A 19,287-nucleotide genomic window follows, 5' to 3' on the forward strand; every position below is an offset into this window, starting at 1 on the left:
GTGGCATGATGAACAAAAAATTGGATCGTCGGAAACAATATACTCGTATGGTGTTAAAGGAAAGTTTAATGGAATTATTAAGAGAAAAGATAATTTCATCCATTACCATTAAAGAATTATGTCAAAAAGCAGATATCAATCGTTCTACTTTTTATAGCCATTATCGTGATCAATTTGATTTACTTCAGCATATTGAAGATGAGATTTTGTTAGAATTACAGGTCACTTTAAAACAGTACAACCATAATGAGATAAATGAAACTTTTGCAATGACGAAGTATTTATTAGATTATGTTTATAAACGAAGTGCTGATTTTCTTGTTTTATTTAGTGACCATGGTAACAAAGCTTTTCAAACGAGAGTGATTGATACTGCACAATCAATCATTATTAATAGTTTAAAGGAAGATCCGCAGGTCATAAATATAGATAAATCAAAATATATGATTTACTTTGTAATTAGTGGATGTATTTATGTAATTGAAAAATGGTTAATGAATGGGATGAAAGAATCTCCGGAAGAAATGACAACCATTATTACTGAAATTAGTAATCGGGTTATTCTTCATTCTAAATAGTATGCGAATATATCAACATTCTTCACATCAATATTTTATTCACCTCTACTATATTGGGATTTAAACTGTATTCCTTACTCTTTTGCATCATTTACGTATCAATTAATAAATTGTATTTATCTCTACTACATTATCAATTGACAAGTATTGGTTTACAGATAATGATTTTTTGCTTATGATAGGATAGACGAACAAATAAAATATATCGAATGCGCTAGGGGAGCTATATTTAATGGCTGAGAAGGCAATTGCCTGACCCTTATAACCCGATCTAGATAATACTAGCGTGGGGAAGTGCAGTTGGTCAGTGTATTCTCTTTTTTTTCTGCATAGCCAAACTGCATTCCATCGGGGTGCAGTTTTTTTTGTTCAAAAAATGTTAAAAGGAGATTTTTATATGAATCAATTATGTGGAACAAGTAGTATCGTAGGTTGTCAGTTTACGCTTTCTCCAATGAGTGAGAGGTATGTGGACATCATCTTATTTGCCCTTAAAGAAGTGAACACGTCAAAGGTGTGGTCAGAAACTGATGATGTATCTACTTGTATCCGTGGTAAGCAAATTCATGTTTTTGATGTAGTGAGGGCAATCTTTTTACACGCAGCTAAAACAGGAGAACACATCGCTATGAGTGGTACCTTTTCGATTGGTTGTCCAGGAGATTCAGCAGCAGATGTATACATGGACGAATCTGACATTGCCTTGAACAAGGATGATACAAAAGAAATAGACCAGCTTGCAGGTTGTAAATTTGCCCTCTATCCCTTAGGGAGGGAAGATTATATGGAAAAAATTTATGAGCAAATTGATTGGTCCAAGGAGACTGAAGTAAACGTAAGCCATAGCCATTATGCCACAAGGCTTGATGGCAAGGTGAATGATATTTTTAACTTGTTACAGAACGTTTTCGATCAGACCAAGCAAGATGTATCTCATGTGACAATGACATTCACATTATCAGCTAACAGCCCTACTGGAAAAGCTAAAGAAGTGAAAGTCTCATGATAAAATCATGGCGTCTGAAAGATATTGTTCTCATGTCAGTCCTGGGTGTCGTATTTGGCTTTATTTATTTAGGGTTTTTTGGGGTCGGTAAAGTTCTTGTTGCCATCCTTACCCCGTTTGGGTTTGGACCCATTGGTTATGAATTGATTTATGGCATATGGTTTATTGTATCCATAATAGCTGCTTACATTATCAGAAAGCCAGGCGTTGCTTTTACAGCAGAAACCATTGCTGCTATTACCGAAGTACTTGTCGGCTCAACATCTGGACCCACTTTAATTCTTTCAGGGATGGTGCAAGGATTAGGGGCGGAAATCGCTTTTGCTCTGACAAAATGGAAAAATTATCAACCTCGTATTCTCGTTTTTTCAGGTGTCAGCGCTGCATTTATTAGTTTTCCTTACCATTTCTTTGTATCAGGTTTTCATGCCTATGAATCCTGGCTTATTATGACAATGTTTGTTATACGTCTCCTAAGTGGAGCTATCATTGCTGGTTATTTAGGAAAAATATTAGCAGATCAACTAGCGAAAACTGGTGTTTTAAATGGGTACCCTATTGGGAAGGAGGTACTAGCAAGGCATGGAAAATCATCAACCAATTTTTGAATTAGACTCTTTCTCATTTTCCTTTGATAAACACGATGAACCTTCTGTAAATAATGTAAGCTGTAAGTTATATGCAGAGGAAGTGACTTTATTACTTGGAGCAAGTGGTTCTGGCAAAAGTACACTTACACTATGTTTAAATGGTCTATATCCTGAGGCGGTTGAAGGTTTTACTTCAGGGGACCTTTTATATAAAGGGAGAAATATCTCCTCCTACCCTAAAGGAGTAATAAACCAAGAAATAGGCATTGTCTTTCAAGATCCAGAAAGTCAGTTTTGCATGGTTCGTGTAGAAGATGAATTAGCATTTGTGTTAGAAAACTTGTCTATTCCCAGATGTCAAATGAAACAAAGAATAGAACATGTGCTGGATATTGTAGGATTATCACAATATATGAAACATAACATTCACCATCTTTCAGGAGGACAAAAACAAAAGGTTGCGCTAGCTTCTATCCTTTTAATGGACCCTCAATATTTAATTTTAGATGAACCTACAGCAAATTTAGATCCGATATCTAGCCTCGAGTTTATCGAGACAATTATTAAGATTCAAAAACAACAAAGATTTGGTTTGCTTGTAATTGAACACGAAATCGATGACTGGGAACCATACGCTCATCGGTTGGTTGCGCTTAATAAAAAAGGAGAAATACTTTTAGATAGTACGCCGAAGGAAGGTTTTCAAAATCATTTACATAAGTTGACGAAGAATCGTATAAGAGTTCCTAAAAGGTATGAAAATAGGAAAATGCCTAGTCGACCATCAAGTGAGAAAGAAAGTACAGAAGTAATAGTCAATCTTAAAGATATACAATTTAACTATAAAAATAAGCAAATCCTAAATGAACTTTCCTTTTCAATCAAAGAAGGGGACTTTTGCGCAATAGTTGGCGAAAATGGTGCTGGTAAATCTACTTTATTACAGTTAATAGCCAAATTAATTAAGCCCGTATCAGGCTCAATCGATTTTTTAAACACTCCATTAAGTAATTGGCATGAAAACGAATTGTATAAGAATATGGGCTATGTATTTCAAAATCCTGAGCATCAATTTATTAACCAAACTGTATACGATGAAGTGTGTTTTGGTATCAAGCTAAGTGGCTATTCTACAGAAGAAACAGAAAGAATGGTTCATCATTTATTAACCGATTTTGATCTCTTATCTGATAAGTGGAAAAATCCATTTTCCTTAAGTGGTGGCCAAAAAAGAAGGCTAAGTGTAGCAACGATGTTACATTCCAAACCTGATTTACTTCTATTCGATGAACCAACATTTGGACAAGATGCCTATACGACCTCTCAATTTATGCGTAAAGTCATGCACCTAAATGATAAAGGGGCCACCATCGTTTTCGTTACACATGACATGGATTTAGTTGATTCATACTGTAATAATGTCTTGGTTATGCAACAAGGAAAGATCGTTTATGATGGTACACCTAAAGCACTTTGGCGAAAAACTGACCTTTTAGAAAGAGCCAGATTAAGGATACCTTACCGCTTACGGTTGATAAATGAAGAGATGACGATATGATACACTCATTAAATCCAACCATAAAAGCTATTACGGTTATCTTACCTGCCATTTTGTTGAGCTTTTCCTTTGATATTATTACACCAGCGATTATGTTTATTTATATCCTGATACTTACCTTTTTCTTCAGTAAACTGAACATAAAGAAATGGTTGTTTTACTTTATACCGATGTCCTTTTTTACGCTCGGGTTAGCTTGGATGACAATGCTGTATACGGATGATAAGTACGCAACTGGTCCTATTGTTTTTTCGTTCTTTTCTTTTGATATTAGGATGGGTAGCATTATAGTTAGTATGAGTTTAGCACTAAGGTCATTGTGTTTTATAGGGTTATCTTTACTCTTTGCTTTTACAACTGATCCAACAAAATTTATGTTAAGTTTAATGCAGCAAGTTCGCCTTTCACCTAAGTTAACTTATGGTATTTTGGCAGGGTATCGCTTTGTTCCAACCTTCAAGCACGAATTAGACTTGTTAAAGAAAGCTCATCGTGTTCGGGGCCTTGGTCGTGCAAAAGGATGGAGAAATCGCGTGGAACATACGAGACAATATTTTATCCCCCTATTAGCTGGCGCCATTCGGAAGGCTGAAAGAGTCGCAATTGCAATGGAATCAAAAGGTTTTACAGGGTCAAAAGATCGAACCTATTATACTGTAATGAAAATCAAAGCGACTGATTACCTATTTTTTATCATCATGCTTATCATATTAATAATCGCCTATTACGTCTCCTATCGATTGGGTACACTTAATATATTTGGCCATCGGATTATGCCCTAACTTTACTCGCTAAAACCTTTCTAAGTAAAATTAACAACGAACAAGTTCAGTTATATGATAAGAATTTGTTCGTTGTTGATTATCTTAAAGTACTTAATTCTAATTTTTTTATTGAATCAAGCAAAGAGAGATTTATTTAATCAATCTCATCCATCCCCCACGCTTTGAACAATGCTTTCAAGCTGTGTTCCAATTGCTCTTCACGAATACCTGCAAAGCCTAATATAATTTGCGGTTCTTTATCATCTCTTCTAATTATGGAGTAATTAGATAAAGGATAAATTTTCAAGCGCTCTCTTTTTGCGCGTGCTACGAGTTCGCTTTCATTCATTCCGTTCTTGACAATCAATACGACATGTAATCCAGAGCTTTCTCCCATAACTTCTAATTGCGGAAAGGACTTGAGTACGTTTAGAACTATTTCGACCTTTCTTCTATAAACTTTTTTCATCCGGTTTAAATGCTTTTCAAACTCCCCGTCTTTCATAAATCCACTTAAAGCATTTTGGTCTATTCTCGAAACCGTGCAATGATAAAAAGATAATTTTTCTTTATAAGATTTAACAAGGGGTTTTGGCAAAACCATATAACTAATTCGCAATGATGGAATAAAAGATTTAGAAAAAGAGCCTAAATAAATAACCTTTTCCCCTCTGTCCATACTTTGCAGAGACGGTATCGTTTTTCCGTTATAGCGAAACTCGCTGTCATAATCATCTTCAATAATGTAGCGATCATCCTTCTCTGCTGCCCAATTCAACAATTGTTGTCTTCGTTGAATCGGTAAAACGGTTCCATAAGGGAAATGGTGTGAAGGTGTCGTATACAGGATATCTATAGGTGATTTTTTTATGGCGTGAATGTCGACTCCTTGTCTATCCACTAACAGTGGATACACTTCATATCCGTAATTATGTAGTATCTTCATCATTAAATGGTAACCTGGGTCTTCCACCCCATAGACTGTATTTTTATCAAATAGAAAAATCAGCTGTTGTAAAAGAACTTCTACACCTGCGCCAATTACTATTTGTTCAGGCTTGCAAGTTACGCCACGGGAATGATATAAGTACTGCGCAATTTCCTGCCTTAAATCAAGTTCCCCTTGGTTTTCACCAAGCAGTAATGAGGACTGATGAACCGGTTCAATATGTTGTTTCACATACTTTCGCCATTTATCATATGGAAAGTGAACAGTATCAATTTGGCTCGGGTGAAAATCATAAATCGCGGTTTGTTCTTTAGGATAAACACCAACTGTTGAACCTTCATTCTTCATTTTACTTTCGATATATTCTAAGTCTGTTAATGGTAATATAAAGTAGCCTCTGCGCGCTTGTACTTCAATATAACCTTCCGCTTCAAGCTGTTCATACGCTGTTTGAATAGTATTTTGACTTATTTTTAACAAGGTGGCTAATTTTCGTTTAGATGGAAGCTTATCTCCTTCTAGTAATCTTCCCACTGTTATTTCGCCTTTAATATAGTCATATAATTGCTCATATAAAGGTACATCACTGTCTCTTAACAACTCACAAGCTAAGTAATCCATCTAACTGCCCCCTCTAACTGATACTATAAAATTATCAAAAACTGATACTTACAATCATATCAGTTCCTTTTTATACTAATAAACAAATCTGAAAAATGCAATGGAGGAATGAAAATGAGTCAATTAGTAGGTACAGAAACAGTAAAACGCGGGATGGCACAAATGCAAAAAGGCGGTGTCATTATGGATGTCGTCAATGCTGAGCAAGCAAAGGTCGCTGAAGCAGCAGGCGCAGTCGCTGTTATGGCATTAGAGCGCGTGCCTTCAGATATTCGTGCAGCTGGAGGAGTCGCTCGCATGGCCGATCCAAGAATTGTTGAAGAAGTGATGCAGGCAGTGTCTATTCCTGTCATGGCCAAAGCTAGAATTGGACATATTGTTGAAGCACGAGTGTTAGAAGCAATGGGTGTTGATTACATAGATGAGAGTGAAGTATTAACCCCTGCAGATGAAGAGTACCATATTTTAAAAAGTGAGTTTACGGTTCCATTTGTGTGTGGATGTCGTGATTTAGGTGAAGCAGCAAGAAGAATTGGTGAAGGTGCATCCATGTTAAGAACGAAAGGTGAACCGGGCACAGGTAATATTGTTGAAGCAGTAAGACATATGAGAAAAGTTCAAGCACAAATTCGGAAAATCACTTTAATGAATGATGATGAACTCATGACAGAAGCTAAACTCTTAGGTGCACCATATGATATCCTTCGTGAAATAAAGAAAAATGGCAAATTACCAGTAGTAAACTTTGCTGCAGGAGGGATTGCAACACCAGCAGACGCTGCTCTTATGATGGAACTTGGTTCTGACGGTGTCTTTGTAGGATCGGGTATTTTCAAATCTGAAAATCCAGAAAAGTTTGCTCATAGCATTGTGCAAGCAACAACGCATTATAAAGACTACGATTTAATCGGGAAGCTTTCGCAAGAACTCGGTGCTGCTATGAAAGGATTAGATATTTCTAAATTATCCTTAGAAGAAAGAATGCAGGAGCGTGGTTGGTAATGTTGAAAATTGGCGTACTCGCCTTGCAAGGAGCCGTTTCTGAGCACATAAAACAAATCGAGTCAGCCGGGCAAGCCGCTGTAGCCGTAAAAAAAGCAAGTGAACTATCATCACTTGATGCTTTAATTATTCCTGGTGGAGAAAGTACGGCAATAAGAAAACTAATTGATTATTATGAATTCAAAGCACCAATTCAGCAGTTTTCAGCAGAAAAGAAACCAATTTTTGGCACTTGTGCGGGTTTAGTATTACTAGCTAATGAGTTAGCCGATGGTAGTGAAGCGCATTTACGGTTAATGGATATAAGTGTAAAGCGAAATGCCTTCGGTCGACAAAAGGACAGTTTTGAAACAATGTTACAAGTAAAGGGCTTCACAGACAATGTTCCAGCAGTATTCATTAGAGCGCCCATTATTACAGAAGTAACAGAGCATGTGGAAGTGTTAGCTACATATGATAACCAAATTGTAGCTGCCAAACAAGATCATCTACTTGTTACCTCCTTCCACCCTGAACTGACAGAGGATAATCGTTGGATGAAATTATTTATCGAGATGGTAAAACAAGCACATCAAAAGGCTACCATTCATTAATCAAAAAAAGAGCCTTGCTACAGATAATTTAAAAAGAAATGCCCGGAAAAGTGCTGTTTTCTAATAGGGATTTTTCCGGGTTCTCTATGTATTTATTTATTTACTCTCCTTTTCCTAACCTGCAAATCTATTCCTAAGCGTGAGAAATTATCAATGGCAAGATGACGATACACACTTGCTTACTTCGATAAAAGCACGTTCCTTCTTCGAGCCCAATTATTTAGAAGAAAAGAAGCAACCATATTATTTATAAAGTTCTTTTTACATATTTTACAATAAATGCCTTTGGCTTTAATATCTTAACTTTATTAGCAATTCGGGACAAATTTACTTTAGTAAGGGACTACTAAACGCTACAATATATATGAAGTTATATAATAAATAGGGATCTATCTACAGAATTAAACCAAACCATGCTGCATTGTTTGATTGTAAAATGGTTTACACATTTACTTGCTTTTAATCATTGCAGCAGAAAAAAAATTTAAATTATGATTGAGATAATATAAAGTTGTATAAATGTATGAAAAATCCTAATTACCATATTTCTACTAAGTCTAATCTTTCATTCCGTAAAAAAGAAGCGGAATGACCACCACTTTATGGTAGTTTTTTTCTGTTAATACCCCTTTAATGAAACCTTTTCTACAATTGTTTCGTAATATTTATGAATGGTGTGTTACTGTTAAAACGTAGATTTCTCAACGGCTTTGCGGAAAATTAGTAAACAATCAGGGCGTTTTCCAAAAAGGAGGGTTACTGAATGGCTTATATTGGAGTGGCATTTGCTTTAGCCGTAGCTATTTGGATAGGTTGGAAAGAAGACAAAAAGAAAAAGGTTGAATAAAAATGATAAAAAAACGGGTGCTTAACAATTAATAGAAATTTTCATTTGTATATAGTGAAAATCACCCCAACCGACTGTTAGTTGATTAACCACCTTAAGGTGGCTTTTTTTTAAAGAAAAAGGCAGTAAAAGGGGGAGGTGACGAAGGTTTTATTCATGTTTTCATTCATTCTTTAAAAAGAACGAATCGTGCCTTATCACTGTTTCTTAACATGAATAATATACTAGGCCAACAAAAACGCAAAGAAATAGCCAGATTCCACATGGGTTCTGGCTTTTGGCAACTGCCAATATTGAGGCGTTAAGTCTACTAAAATGTATGAGCTTTGTATATATATTTATCAAGTTGGAATTCTAATTTAAGGTAGGTTATTTGCTTTAGAGTTGCTGTTCTGTTCGCTTTACTTCTCTTTTTTATCTTCTTCTAACGCTTTCCCCTTTTTTTGAATCAATAAAAAGGATAATAATGAAGATAATTATAAAAAATACAATACCGATGTTCGAAAATGAGATACCGTCTAATCTATTATCCAACCATAAAATATCGTTAATGAAGGTGCCTATTAAATGAAAGAACTCGTTGCTTTTGAATTTCTATACGAATATCATATAGAAATGAGATTCATTCATAAGGGAATAACCATAAAAAAATACATACGGAACTTTTGAACTTGAAATGGGTTAGCGACTACCTATTAAAAGTCTCTTAAATCATTATTTCAATTAGAGTAAAAACCAGCTAATCCCTAGATAGTACAATAGCTGGTTTTTGTTATAAATACATAGATGTAAAAAGAGCACACTCCTTCCTCCGAAAATGCGCCCTATTCTCGAATAAGAACTAAATTTATCAATCGTTATTTTTAATTAAAATTTGATTGTGAATATGGTGTTCCATATGCGAAAGATAATCTTGAATAAGCCACTCGAGTGTCTTATGTTGATTATTGCCTATGTCACAAAGTTTAGATAAGCTTTCGCTAGGAACATTTTTAACAATATTGAGAATTTGCTTATTTAATGTCTGAAAAAGGTTTATTATTTCACCAAGCGGTCTATCTTGATAATTCTGAAGCTTTACCCATTGATCTTGATTATATGATTGAATAACATACATTTGTTCTTCATACTGAATTTTTATAAACCTCTCAATATTATTTATTGCAGAGTCACATAAATGTCCTAAAATTTCTTTTTTTGACCATTTATTTGGTAATGGTCGATTCGAAATTTCTAATTCTGACATAGAATTGTACTCATCTGGTAATGTTTTTATCCAATGATTGATCCCCTCAACTACCTTTTGCATATTTCTCTTCCCCCCTAAAATTTTTATAAGACGAATATTCAACTGTACTGGAGGTCTATCCTTTTGAAGTTACCCGTATATAATATCCATCTGGGTCAATGACTCTAAAATCAGTTGCCCCCCAACTTTGGTGTTTAATAGGAGATTCTATGACTTTTGGTGCGACTTTTGTGATTTGCTCGTAATGATCATTGACGTCATCCACACTTAGAATTAACTCAACGCCCACTCCCTTATTTGCTAAATTCCTTTTTCTGAAGTAATGGTCCTCGTCTAGAATGGATTCTCCTGTGAGTAAGAGAAAAGTATCCTCATTCTTAAACAAGGCACTATTCTCCCCTTGTTTCATAAGGCTACATCCTAATATTTCTTGATAAAAATGAATCGACTGGTGCAAGTCTATGACAAATAATTCAATTTTAAAAGCCATCAACTACCTCCTTTATTTTACTAGTAATGGTTGAATCAGTCTTATGACATCTTGATAAAACGAAGGCGGATGCGGAACAAAGTGTGCTTGAGTGATAATATTAGTGTTCAGCTCATCACTTTGCCTAGGATCTAAGATAGATCGATCTATAATAGGAATCGTATCTTGTTCCCCCACCCATAATCGGCAAAAATCAGTCCATTTCACTTTAACCAAGCCGGCTACTTCTTCTTCTTGAAGAGAAAATTGATCCCAGTTGAATAATCCACGATATAAAAAAACATGTGCATACTCTCTATCTTTCATCTTTTCGGTTTCTATGGCACAGCGAAGCATACCAATTGAGGAAAGTTGTTTTATAGAGACATTGATGCCTAGCTCTTCCTCTACTTCCCTAACTCCATCTTCAATGGTTTCATCCGCTAATAAATGCCCTGCAGCAGTAATATCTAGCAAATTAGGATAATCTTTCTTTTGCGCACTTCTGATCTGTAAAATGAGGTAGTCTGTTTCTCCTTCCTGACTTAGTAGCCAACAATGAAAGACTTCATGCCAATAGCCATTGTCGTGCGCGTCGTCTCTTGTTGCTATACCAATTTCGTTATAATGTTCATCAAAGATTTTCAAGAATTCTTTAGTCATGTATGCCGTCCTTTCCTACAACCAATCTTCTAGTACACTCCAAGTAATAGTGGCTTTGCCGTTGTCTGATTTCATTGTGCCGGTATAGATTAATTCATTTTCCAGGTGTTCATTATAATGACTAGCAATGGCTCTCGACGTTTCAGAAACGTTTTCTTTTTGCAGATTTTTCATCCTGACCCAGCACAATTCTCCCTCCTCACCTGAAATAATCGGTACATTATCCTTTAAGTTTGCAAAGAAAACATATTGAACCCTTATCTCATTTTCATCTGCTTTTAATCTATGAACAATATACTTTAACTGTAGTTTATCTAACATAAGTCCAGTCTCTTCCTTCACTTCTCTTATAATCGTACGTTCTGGGTCATTTAGCTCATCTGGCTCCATATGACCACCGATTGGAACGAGTTTCTCTGGAAGAAATGCGTGCGTGGAAGGTTTTTGTAATAATAAAACTTCACCATTTCGATTGGTTAAAAACGCAACGGCCATCTGCCTTAACCTCACCCAGTAATCACCTCACTTCCAATTGACTTTTATTCTCCCCTTTAAATCTGAACCAGTTATGAAAACACGATACTCACCTGTTGTATTTGCTGTAAAATAGATTCGAAAATTGTTCACGTCTTGATCGATTGCCTCTATCATCTGATAAGACACATCTTGATTTTTTTCGTCTAAAATATAATAACCATAGCCACCCTCATTTTCAGGTGAAAATTGAATGGTTATGTAGACTATTTCACCACGAGCAAGTGAAATAGGAATAGGGTGCATACCATTAAAATGAGTAAATTGAGCAGAAAATGAGTTTTCTGACGTTTGTTCATGCCAGTCTTTCTTCTCTGTATAATCTATGGTGGATAAGGCAACTAACACGGGAAGAAGTAGGACAATTACCCATAACTTTTTATGATAGTGTTTCACGATTTTATAGCAAAAGAAAAAGATAACAGCTATAAATGCAGCGAAAACACCTGCGAAAAAGGTAAAAAAGCTGAATCCCGTAAGAGGAAAGAAAGCTATAAAGCCAGCGACTGTATAAAAGATGGCCTGAGCTGACAAGGATAAAGTTAATTTAACCGAAAACCCATCAATAACCACAGCAACGAGTAGAGCATAAATGATGCAATAAAGATAAACCCATGATTGATATGACTGCTTCCATGCGTATAAACAAAACCAACACTACTTAGAAGGAAAACATTTAGTAGAATAAGTAAGAAAGTGAGTTTAGTTAATAGATTCATTATATATGATAGAATGGATTGGTTTTTATCCGTGTTCATATGTACAACCCCTATGAAGCAAAAGATTTTATTGAAAGATCTGTAATTTCTGCTGATTATTAATGGCAATAATGCCTATCCATTGTTGTTTAGCTACAGCAAAATTCAACTGATCGTCTCCCCAATCCCAAGAAGGGTTCCATACCCCCTCCGTTGTAATTGTTTTATGTAAGTAAACAATATTTTCTTCTACAAGATTGCGATATTGATGATATAGAAGGTCCTCTTTATTATGAATTAAATCTAGTGGCGTTGCGCCATAACTTTTCCCCCATGTATCTGGTAATTTGTTCATCGCTCGCTCTGCTAGTTGATGGATTTTAGCAAGCACTTTTTTGGAATCACCCATTTTGTCCTGTAATAAGTTAGCTGCCTTCTGATAATTATTAATCTCATGAAATCCCATGTCTTCCGCTTGCTGCAGATAGGTTAAGGCTTTTTCAATTACTTGCCATCCCAACTTATTTGCTTCACTCTCCTCGTTCGACCAATGTATCAAATAGGCAGCTAATTCAACTGATGGATTATACATCCACTTAGATTGAACATCTTTTGTATATTGCCAATGAGGGGCATGGGGATAAAGGTTATGTTCTGGTGTTACTGTGAGCCAAAGTTCCGCTTCTCTATTATAAGAAAGTAATAAATAGTTGACGAGATTCCTTACTATCTTTTCATCCTTAGTCGCATTCACTTCTATTAATTGTTGGCACGCTGACCATGTAGCAATAGCCGAAGAATCTGGCAGCCAGAAATCGGGTTCCAATCCATTGCCGAAACCTCCATCTTCGTTTTGGTAGGACGCTAAATACTGAATGACCCTTTCTCGTGACCCTCCATCAAATAGGTATTCCCATCGTGCCAATTCAAGTGGTCGAGCATTACGCTTCATCCAAATCTTCGTTTTTTTATTCATCCTGTCTCCTCCTTAATCATAGCGTCTTGAATAGAGCTCGTTAGTCAAGATTAGAAAACTGACCACGGCTACTGGCATATCTTGATGAGAGCTGTTTAAACTTTGTTCACCGTTTTCTATTGCCTCTTTTCCTTCTGCCATTGTTTCATCTAAGGAACTAGATGAAGAATCATTATATTCACTAAACGCGTCAGCAATATATCGTGAATAATGAAAGCATCACTAATATTCGATATCATTTTGCGCCTTATCATTCATTCTATTGCTTAAGCTTCATAGATAGTAGAAACCTTCCATATAATTATAGAAGAATACATTCTAACTTAGGAGGTCTATTAGCAATGAATTTGTTAGGTATGATTACTTTTCTCTTATTAATTATTGCTGTTGATTATTTTTACTTTGATAGGGATAGAAAAAGATGGGGTTGGTTGAAATGTGCAAGTCGCGCAAAGAAAGCAATTTGCATATCCTCTATCCTTCTACTTTCTATCATATCTTATCTAGGTTTAAGTATGTGATATTCCCTCTGAAAATTCTTATAATTTTTGTTACTTTTGTAATAAAAGAACAGGCATTTTTTCCTTTTTAATATGAAAAGAATGGCTAATCTCTTGTTTTGCTGGTATCATATGTAAATAGTTAAAATTTTTATTGATTTTTCAATTTGATTACATCGCATAATTGGAGGGTCTATTGGTTTCTTTTTAGCCAAACATACTATATAATGCGCACTAGATGATTTTAATCAAAAAATCATTCTGCTTGCAGGAAGGAGATTGATTATGAAGAAATGGACAGTTTTATTAATGACAAGTTTGATGGTGCTTTTCTTAGCCGCTTGTGGAGGAGACGAAGAAGCAAAAGATGCTGAGAAGAAGGACGAAGGGCAAAACACTGAACTATCTGCTGAAGATAAGAAAAAACAAGAAGAAATGCAGAAGAAATTAGACGAACAAATGGTTGAGGATGATTCAACTGTTGCTGTAGTGAATGATGAAAAAATCTTAGGTGTTGATTATAATTTGACACTTACTACACTACAAGGCCAAATGCAACAAATGGGTCAAGACCCAACTACTAAAGAAACATCTGAGCAAATGAAGACTCAAGTAATTGATAGCCTTGTTGGACAAGCACTTATCCTTCAAGAAGCAGATAAAAAAGGGATTAAAGCTTCTGAAGAAGATATCAATGAACAATTTGAGCAAACAAAAGGTCAGTTTGAAGATGAAAAAGCCTTTGCAGCTGCTCTAGAACAATCTAAATTAGATGAAAAAGAATTAAAAGCACAAATCGCTGATAGCATTCAATTCAACCAATACGTTGAAAAAGAAGTACCTACTGGTGAAGTATCAGAAGATGAAATCAAAAAAGCGTATGAAGAAGTAAAAACACAAAGTGAAGGTGCCGATCAAGAAGTTCCAAAACTTGAAGATGTAAAAGAACAAATTAAAGCATCTATTCAACAGCAAAAACAACAAGAAGTACTTGCTCAACATGTTGATGACTTGAAAGAAAAAGGGAAAGTTGATATTAAGATTTAATACTTGATTCTATCCCATTTGAACTGCATCCCCATCTGTTAGACATGATCTAACAGAGGAGGTGCATTTTTATTTTAAATAAGTAAATTGATGAGTTAATGAAAATGTAGTTTTCGAATGGTAAAGCCATAAGCGTCTAATAAAATGTTTATATTGGACCAAAATAGCTATACATTAGAGTAAAGAGAAACGGAAATGAGAGGTAATTCCTAATACGGTTTGGTTATGAGTGCTTTGATCCTTTTTTTAAGTTCTATCGAAACATAGGTAAGTTTACAAACTATAAAACCCCTCATTTTGATATAACCTACACACAAAGATTTGTAAAAACTTAGTTCACCTATTTGTTGTTTTTATAACACACTAGTATTCACTTACAATATGTCCGAAAACAACTTTTGATTAAATGCTGTCTAATACTACACTTCGTAATTTCAATCAAATTACAATTTATCCTTTTTTAGAAAACCAATTTATTAATATCTTACTTACACGATGCCTAAAATGTGAATAATCATGTTTGGCACCATTGATAATGGTTAATTCTGTCTGAAATGCCTTCGCAACTTCATCGTTAGAGTGGATAAAAGCGTGATTGACCTTATTATCATCACTTTCTAAACTACCACAATCTATATAAATTTTATTCACATGTGAAATATCTGAATTTCTAATTAAATCTTCTATTTTTTCTTGATTTCGATAAAATGAGGAAGAGAAAACTGCCATACTCTTATAGATAGTCGGATAAGCACAAACTGCATAAGCTGATATAAGTCCACCTAAAGAGATACCTGCTATAGCTGTATTATCAGGGTTTGTACGATAATGTTTATCTATAAATGACTTCAGTTCATTTGTTACAAAATCAATATATCTTTGTCCATCTGGTTGGCAACTGTCATCAATATGAAATTGCTGACTATACTCACCCCTTTGCCACGGACTATAGTCTTCTATTCTTTGTGTTTGGATACTATCAATCCCGACAACAATCATTTGACAATCGTGGTCATCAAACGCCTTTTCTAAAGATAAAGAAACGCCCCCAATCGCATCCTCATCTCGAAAGATATTCTGTCCATCATGCATGTAAAGCACTGGTAACCGTTTATTTGTATTGAGGTAATTTTTGGGTGTATACATACGAATCGTTCTTGTTTGATTCAGAATTGTTGATTGAAATGAAAAAACTTTATACAATTCTGATTGCACCTCCCTTTATATTTTGAAAGAAGATACATAATAGCAGTATTCTAGAAGCAAAAAATCGATCTTTACTTGGCTAAAAGCTCGATTTTTTACTTGTTATAATTTTATTCGATATTTCTTGCTCTTTTTCCTATTACTTTTATTAATAGTAGTTTCTTATCTTTCCTTAACATAATTTGATTGTTTCACCTGTAGATTCTATAATTACTACAGTTTTACTATCATCGAGATTCCTGTGCATCAATTTTTCTTGCATTAAGGAATTTGATTCTTATTATCATATCCTCGTTTAATACATATTCTCCTGCAATCGCTCAGTAATTGATTGTTTTGTCATTTTTTTGTAGGTTAGCAATGGAACTGTCACACAAATAATGACTACGACTAATGACACAAGTACCATTGGGGTGACTGGGAACTGATAGACTGCATATTTTGAGACTGAATTAAATAAAGTGAATAATCCATAAGCTATTCCATTTCCTAATGTCCATACTAATCCCAAGGAAATCATAGCATAATATGCGCCTTCAATCGCAACCATCTTATTCACTTGCTTCCTTGTCATGCCAATACTTTCTAATACAGATAACTCTTGTTTTCGGTTGATTATTCCGGTAAACATGATATTAATAAAGTTCACAATGCCTATTAAGGCAAGTAGAACAGAAAACCCACCACCAATAAGTGAGATTGCAATTTTTGATAGCTGCAGATTATCACGTAGGGCTTCTTTTGTTTCGATTTGGAAATCACCGTATTTCTCAGATATCTGTTGGATTTGTTGATGGACTTCCTTGTCTTTTCCTTTTTCGACGGACACATAGACCGACCCGATCACTGGTTGAACTTTACCATTGAAGGTATTCATAAATTTTTCCGGTACTATTAAGGTCGGTGCCCAGTGATTAATTCCGGATGATCTTAGAGAGATTGGTAGGTAGCCTCCAAAATTAACTTTATATTCTTTACCCGAGATTGGATGAGTGATATCAAAATGACTTGGAAGCTCGTAGGTTCCCTCCAGTGATTGACTTAAATAGACCGTATTTGACTTGGGTAAATCTATATTGCTATTTATTTCACTGGTCTGAATACTAAATAAACGTTCGAAATCCTCACTTTCTAAGCTAATAATTTCACCCTCAAATCGCTTTGCCAGATCTGCTTTTGAAATACTATCCTTAGCCCAATTATAATAAGATGAAAATTCATCCGAAAATTCTGCTTTATATTTAGATTCGTACTGCGGCATAACAGCAGTAACTCCAGGAACTGCTTTAACTTCATTGATTAGTTTGCTCGATAAATTGTAAACCGGTTCAAATTCCCCATCATCACCAATCATATAGCTATTACGCATTTCAATATCGCTTACCATAGTTCTGGACACATAATTCTCAATATCCAAGCTTTCAACAACTGTAAAAACCGATAAAAATGTGGTTAAACCAAAGAATAAGGACATAAAAACTACAGTGGTCCTTTTACCATGTCGGAAAATGTTTCTCCATGCCATTTTCCCTATTTTTCCACCATGGGTTGTTAACTTCGTTTTTTTATTTTGAATTTTTATATCTGTATAACGAGTTGCTTCTACTGGTGATATCTTCCCAACCTTTCGGGCTGGTTTCCATACACTAATAAGAACAGTCATAAATGCGAAGAAACTACTTAATATAATGAGTACTAACTGTACTTGCCAATATCTAAAGAAATTGGGTAGGCCGCCATATAAAGCAAAACCAAAAGCTAAAGCGATAGCTATGGCACTACCAATTGGAATACCAATGACAGAAAGGCTCAATGCTTGTCCTCTAATAATTTGTTGAAGCTGTTTAGCAGTAGTTCCAATTGTTTTCAAAAGTCCATATGACCGAATATCGTGTGAAATCGATAGATAAAAGATATTATAAATAAGTAAGTATCCACTAAACATAATAAGGAGGATAACTACTCCAATACCTACAAGCATCAACATTTGATCACTTGATCCAGATAAATTAAAGTATGTTGCAAATGCTTGAGAATCAAGTGTTTTTATTTGCTGTTCTAACCGTTCTATTTCATCTTCTGCGGTTATTCCTCTTTTAAACTGAACATCTGCATACCCGTTATTTTCTATGGTGTGATTTGTACTTTCTAAGTAGGCTTTTGAAACAAACCCAATACTGGTTAAAGGATTATTTGAAGCTAGTGGATCAGTAAACCACCCTGTAAGAATAAATTCCTGCATAACCTGATTCCCGTGCTTATCAGAAATCGGTAATTCAATTTTCAATCCCTTTTTCGGTGTTGAACCAGTTAAATGGTTAACTGATTCAACCGAGAGCATGATTTCATTTTGCTTTTTCGGGTATTCTCCCTTTATTGGATATAATGCATCTTGCTTCATTTGAAATGCTTCTTTTGATAAGTAACTTAATTCAAAACGATCATCATCCATATCACTACTTGCAACTTGTGTAATTTGACCTATTCGTTCAACTGAAGATGATTTATCTAAAGTAGATAACTGTAATTCTGTCGGATTGGTTAAATATGCATCAGCTGCTGTTCCCGCAGATTGAATCCAATTTACTTCATTGAACCGATAAGCATTCATGCCAAAAAGGATCAAGGCACTCAGCATAAAACTTGTTAAAATAATCGCCAGTAATGCTACTTTATTTCTAGACTTATTTTCTTTCAGTAAACGTTTAGATAATGTATGAATGACCTTTCGATTATTAACCTTTAGCATAACCCATACCACCTACGATCTGACCATCCTCTATTCGTATGGTGCGATCCGCCATTTGTGCGATTTCTTCGTTATGTGTAATCATAATAATTGTCTGCTTAAAACGATCACTTGTTACTTTTAATAAGCCAATCACATCTAAGCTCGTTTTACTATCTAAGTTTCCTGTAGGCTCATCTGCAAGTATTATTGAGGGTTTTGTTGCCAGTGCTCTTGCTATAGCAACACGCTGCTGTTGTCCTCCTGAAAGTTGATGAGGAAGATTGTATACTTTATCCTTCAACCCTAATAATGTAATAATCTCCTGAACATATTCCTCATCGACCTGATTACCATCTAATTCTATTGGCAAAACAATATTTTCATATACATTTAGGACGGGGATTAAATTAAATTGTTGAAAAATAAAACCGATTTTACGTCTGCGAAAAATAGTTAATTCATCAGGACTTAAGGCAAATAAAGATTGACCATCAACGATTACCTCACCTGAATCTGGAAAATCCAAACCACCAAGCATATGGAGTAAAGTGGATTTCCCACTACCTGATGTCCCGATTATCGTTACAAATTCTCCATGCTCAATTTCTAAGGTAACATGATCTAATGCTTTGACAATATTCGTTCCACTACCATAGAGTTTTTTTAAAGCGTTTGCTGTAACTATGTTCAAATGTCTCTCCTCCAA

At 35.1% G+C, this 19,287-nt stretch carries 20 protein-coding genes and 1 riboswitch; of the genes, 9 read left to right on the forward strand and 11 right to left on the reverse strand.

Annotated features, from left to right (window positions below; genetic code table 11):
- Positions 1 to 5 precede the first annotated feature (5 nt).
- The 5 genes from MKY26_RS06210 to MKY26_RS06230 all read left to right on the forward strand — a co-directional run bounded on the left by MKY26_RS06210 (position 6) and on the right by MKY26_RS06230 (position 4,514).
- The gene (locus MKY26_RS06210; RefSeq protein ID WP_341093570.1) at positions 6 to 578 is read left to right on the forward strand and encodes a TetR/AcrR family transcriptional regulator; all 573 of its coding nucleotides are present in this window, start codon (positions 6 to 8) and stop codon (positions 576 to 578) included.
- Positions 579 to 784: 206 nt separating this feature from the next.
- Positions 785 to 888, forward strand: a riboswitch (TPP riboswitch).
- Positions 889 to 975: 87 nt separating this feature from the next.
- A complete protein-coding gene (locus tag MKY26_RS06215) occupies positions 976 to 1,584 on the forward strand; it encodes a YkoF family thiamine/hydroxymethylpyrimidine-binding protein (RefSeq protein ID WP_341093583.1) in 609 nt (202 codons plus the stop codon).
- On the forward strand, positions 1,581 to 2,192 hold the full coding sequence (locus MKY26_RS06220; RefSeq protein WP_095373259.1) for an ECF transporter S component: 612 nt from the start codon (positions 1,581 to 1,583) through the stop codon (positions 2,190 to 2,192). The genes MKY26_RS06215 and MKY26_RS06220 overlap by 4 nt, the downstream gene beginning before the upstream one ends.
- Entirely contained in the window at positions 2,167 to 3,732 is a 1,566-nt protein-coding gene (locus tag MKY26_RS06225; RefSeq protein WP_341051139.1) for an ABC transporter ATP-binding protein, read from the forward strand. The genes MKY26_RS06220 and MKY26_RS06225 overlap by 26 nt, the downstream gene beginning before the upstream one ends.
- Complete coding sequence (locus MKY26_RS06230) at positions 3,729 to 4,514, forward strand: energy-coupling factor transporter transmembrane component T family protein (RefSeq protein WP_340974980.1); 786 nt, start codon at positions 3,729 to 3,731, stop codon at positions 4,512 to 4,514. Before MKY26_RS06225 ends, MKY26_RS06230 begins: the two co-directional genes overlap by 4 nt.
- A gap of 136 nt (positions 4,515 to 4,650) precedes the next feature.
- Here the strand turns inward: MKY26_RS06230 and pdxR are convergent, their stop codons facing one another.
- Positions 4,651 to 6,066 carry a MocR-like pyridoxine biosynthesis transcription factor PdxR gene (gene pdxR, locus MKY26_RS06235; protein ID WP_341093605.1) on the reverse strand — a complete coding sequence of 472 codons (1,416 nt, stop codon included), beginning with the start codon at positions 6,064 to 6,066 and terminating at the stop codon, positions 4,651 to 4,653.
- A gap of 114 nt (positions 6,067 to 6,180) precedes the next feature.
- On the opposite strand from pdxR, the gene pdxS reads away from it, so the two are divergent.
- Positions 6,181 to 7,068: a pyridoxal 5'-phosphate synthase lyase subunit PdxS gene (gene pdxS / locus MKY26_RS06240; protein WP_322909365.1), complete on the forward strand. Its 888-nt coding sequence runs from the start codon at positions 6,181 to 6,183 to the stop codon at positions 7,066 to 7,068.
- A gap of 2 nt (positions 7,069 to 7,070) precedes the next feature.
- Complete coding sequence (pdxT, locus tag MKY26_RS06245) at positions 7,071 to 7,661, forward strand: pyridoxal 5'-phosphate synthase glutaminase subunit PdxT (RefSeq protein ID WP_322909677.1); 591 nt, start codon at positions 7,071 to 7,073, stop codon at positions 7,659 to 7,661.
- 1,697 nt (positions 7,662 to 9,358) lie between these two features.
- Here pdxT and MKY26_RS06250 read toward each other — a convergent pair.
- From MKY26_RS06250 to MKY26_RS06280, 7 genes are all read right to left on the reverse strand, one after another.
- Positions 9,359 to 9,817: a DinB family protein gene (locus MKY26_RS06250; protein ID WP_341093618.1), complete on the reverse strand. Its 459-nt coding sequence runs from the start codon at positions 9,815 to 9,817 to the stop codon at positions 9,359 to 9,361.
- Between the two features lie 55 nt (positions 9,818 to 9,872).
- Positions 9,873 to 10,247: a VOC family protein gene (locus MKY26_RS06255; protein ID WP_289433786.1), complete on the reverse strand. Its 375-nt coding sequence runs from the start codon at positions 10,245 to 10,247 to the stop codon at positions 9,873 to 9,875.
- A 12-nt stretch (positions 10,248 to 10,259) separates the two neighbouring features.
- Positions 10,260 to 10,889, reverse strand: a complete 630-nt coding sequence (locus MKY26_RS06260) for an NUDIX hydrolase (RefSeq protein ID WP_341093630.1) — start codon at positions 10,887 to 10,889, stop codon at positions 10,260 to 10,262.
- 15 nt (positions 10,890 to 10,904) lie between these two features.
- On the reverse strand, positions 10,905 to 11,399 hold the full coding sequence (locus tag MKY26_RS06265; RefSeq protein ID WP_341093635.1) for an NUDIX domain-containing protein: 495 nt from the start codon (positions 11,397 to 11,399) through the stop codon (positions 10,905 to 10,907).
- Between the two features lie 12 nt (positions 11,400 to 11,411).
- The gene (locus MKY26_RS06270) at positions 11,412 to 11,819 is read right to left on the reverse strand and encodes a hypothetical protein (protein ID WP_341093639.1); all 408 of its coding nucleotides are present in this window, start codon (positions 11,817 to 11,819) and stop codon (positions 11,412 to 11,414) included.
- Positions 11,820 to 11,965: 146 nt separating this feature from the next.
- Entirely contained in the window at positions 11,966 to 12,181 is a 216-nt protein-coding gene (locus MKY26_RS06275) for a hypothetical protein (RefSeq protein ID WP_341093644.1), read from the reverse strand.
- 28 nt (positions 12,182 to 12,209) lie between these two features.
- Positions 12,210 to 13,097: a hypothetical protein gene (locus MKY26_RS06280; protein WP_341093646.1), complete on the reverse strand. Its 888-nt coding sequence runs from the start codon at positions 13,095 to 13,097 to the stop codon at positions 12,210 to 12,212.
- A gap of 341 nt (positions 13,098 to 13,438) precedes the next feature.
- Between MKY26_RS06280 and MKY26_RS06285 the strand changes: the two genes are divergently transcribed.
- Together MKY26_RS06285 and MKY26_RS06290 are read left to right on the forward strand one after the other, a co-directional pair.
- A complete protein-coding gene (locus tag MKY26_RS06285; RefSeq protein ID WP_095373248.1) occupies positions 13,439 to 13,618 on the forward strand; it encodes a hypothetical protein in 180 nt (59 codons plus the stop codon).
- Between the two features lie 264 nt (positions 13,619 to 13,882).
- The gene (locus MKY26_RS06290) at positions 13,883 to 14,644 is read left to right on the forward strand and encodes a SurA N-terminal domain-containing protein (RefSeq protein WP_224936505.1); all 762 of its coding nucleotides are present in this window, start codon (positions 13,883 to 13,885) and stop codon (positions 14,642 to 14,644) included.
- 450 nt (positions 14,645 to 15,094) lie between these two features.
- On the opposite strand, the gene MKY26_RS06295 is transcribed toward MKY26_RS06290, so the two are convergent.
- The 3 genes from MKY26_RS06295 to MKY26_RS06305 form a co-directional block, all read right to left on the reverse strand.
- Complete coding sequence (locus MKY26_RS06295) at positions 15,095 to 15,847, reverse strand: alpha/beta hydrolase (protein ID WP_341093682.1); 753 nt, start codon at positions 15,845 to 15,847, stop codon at positions 15,095 to 15,097.
- 298 nt (positions 15,848 to 16,145) lie between these two features.
- Positions 16,146 to 18,599: an ABC transporter permease gene (locus tag MKY26_RS06300; RefSeq protein WP_341093687.1), complete on the reverse strand. Its 2,454-nt coding sequence runs from the start codon at positions 18,597 to 18,599 to the stop codon at positions 16,146 to 16,148.
- Entirely contained in the window at positions 18,586 to 19,272 is a 687-nt protein-coding gene (locus tag MKY26_RS06305; protein ID WP_095373246.1) for an ABC transporter ATP-binding protein, read from the reverse strand. Before MKY26_RS06305 ends, MKY26_RS06300 begins: the two co-directional genes overlap by 14 nt.
- Positions 19,273 to 19,287 lie beyond the last annotated feature (15 nt).

Origin of the sequence: Cytobacillus sp. FSL R7-0680 (assembly GCF_038009245.1) — a bacterium.
In the GTDB taxonomy this organism is placed as follows: Bacteria; Bacillota; Bacilli; order Bacillales; family Cytobacillaceae; genus Cytobacillus; species Cytobacillus kochii.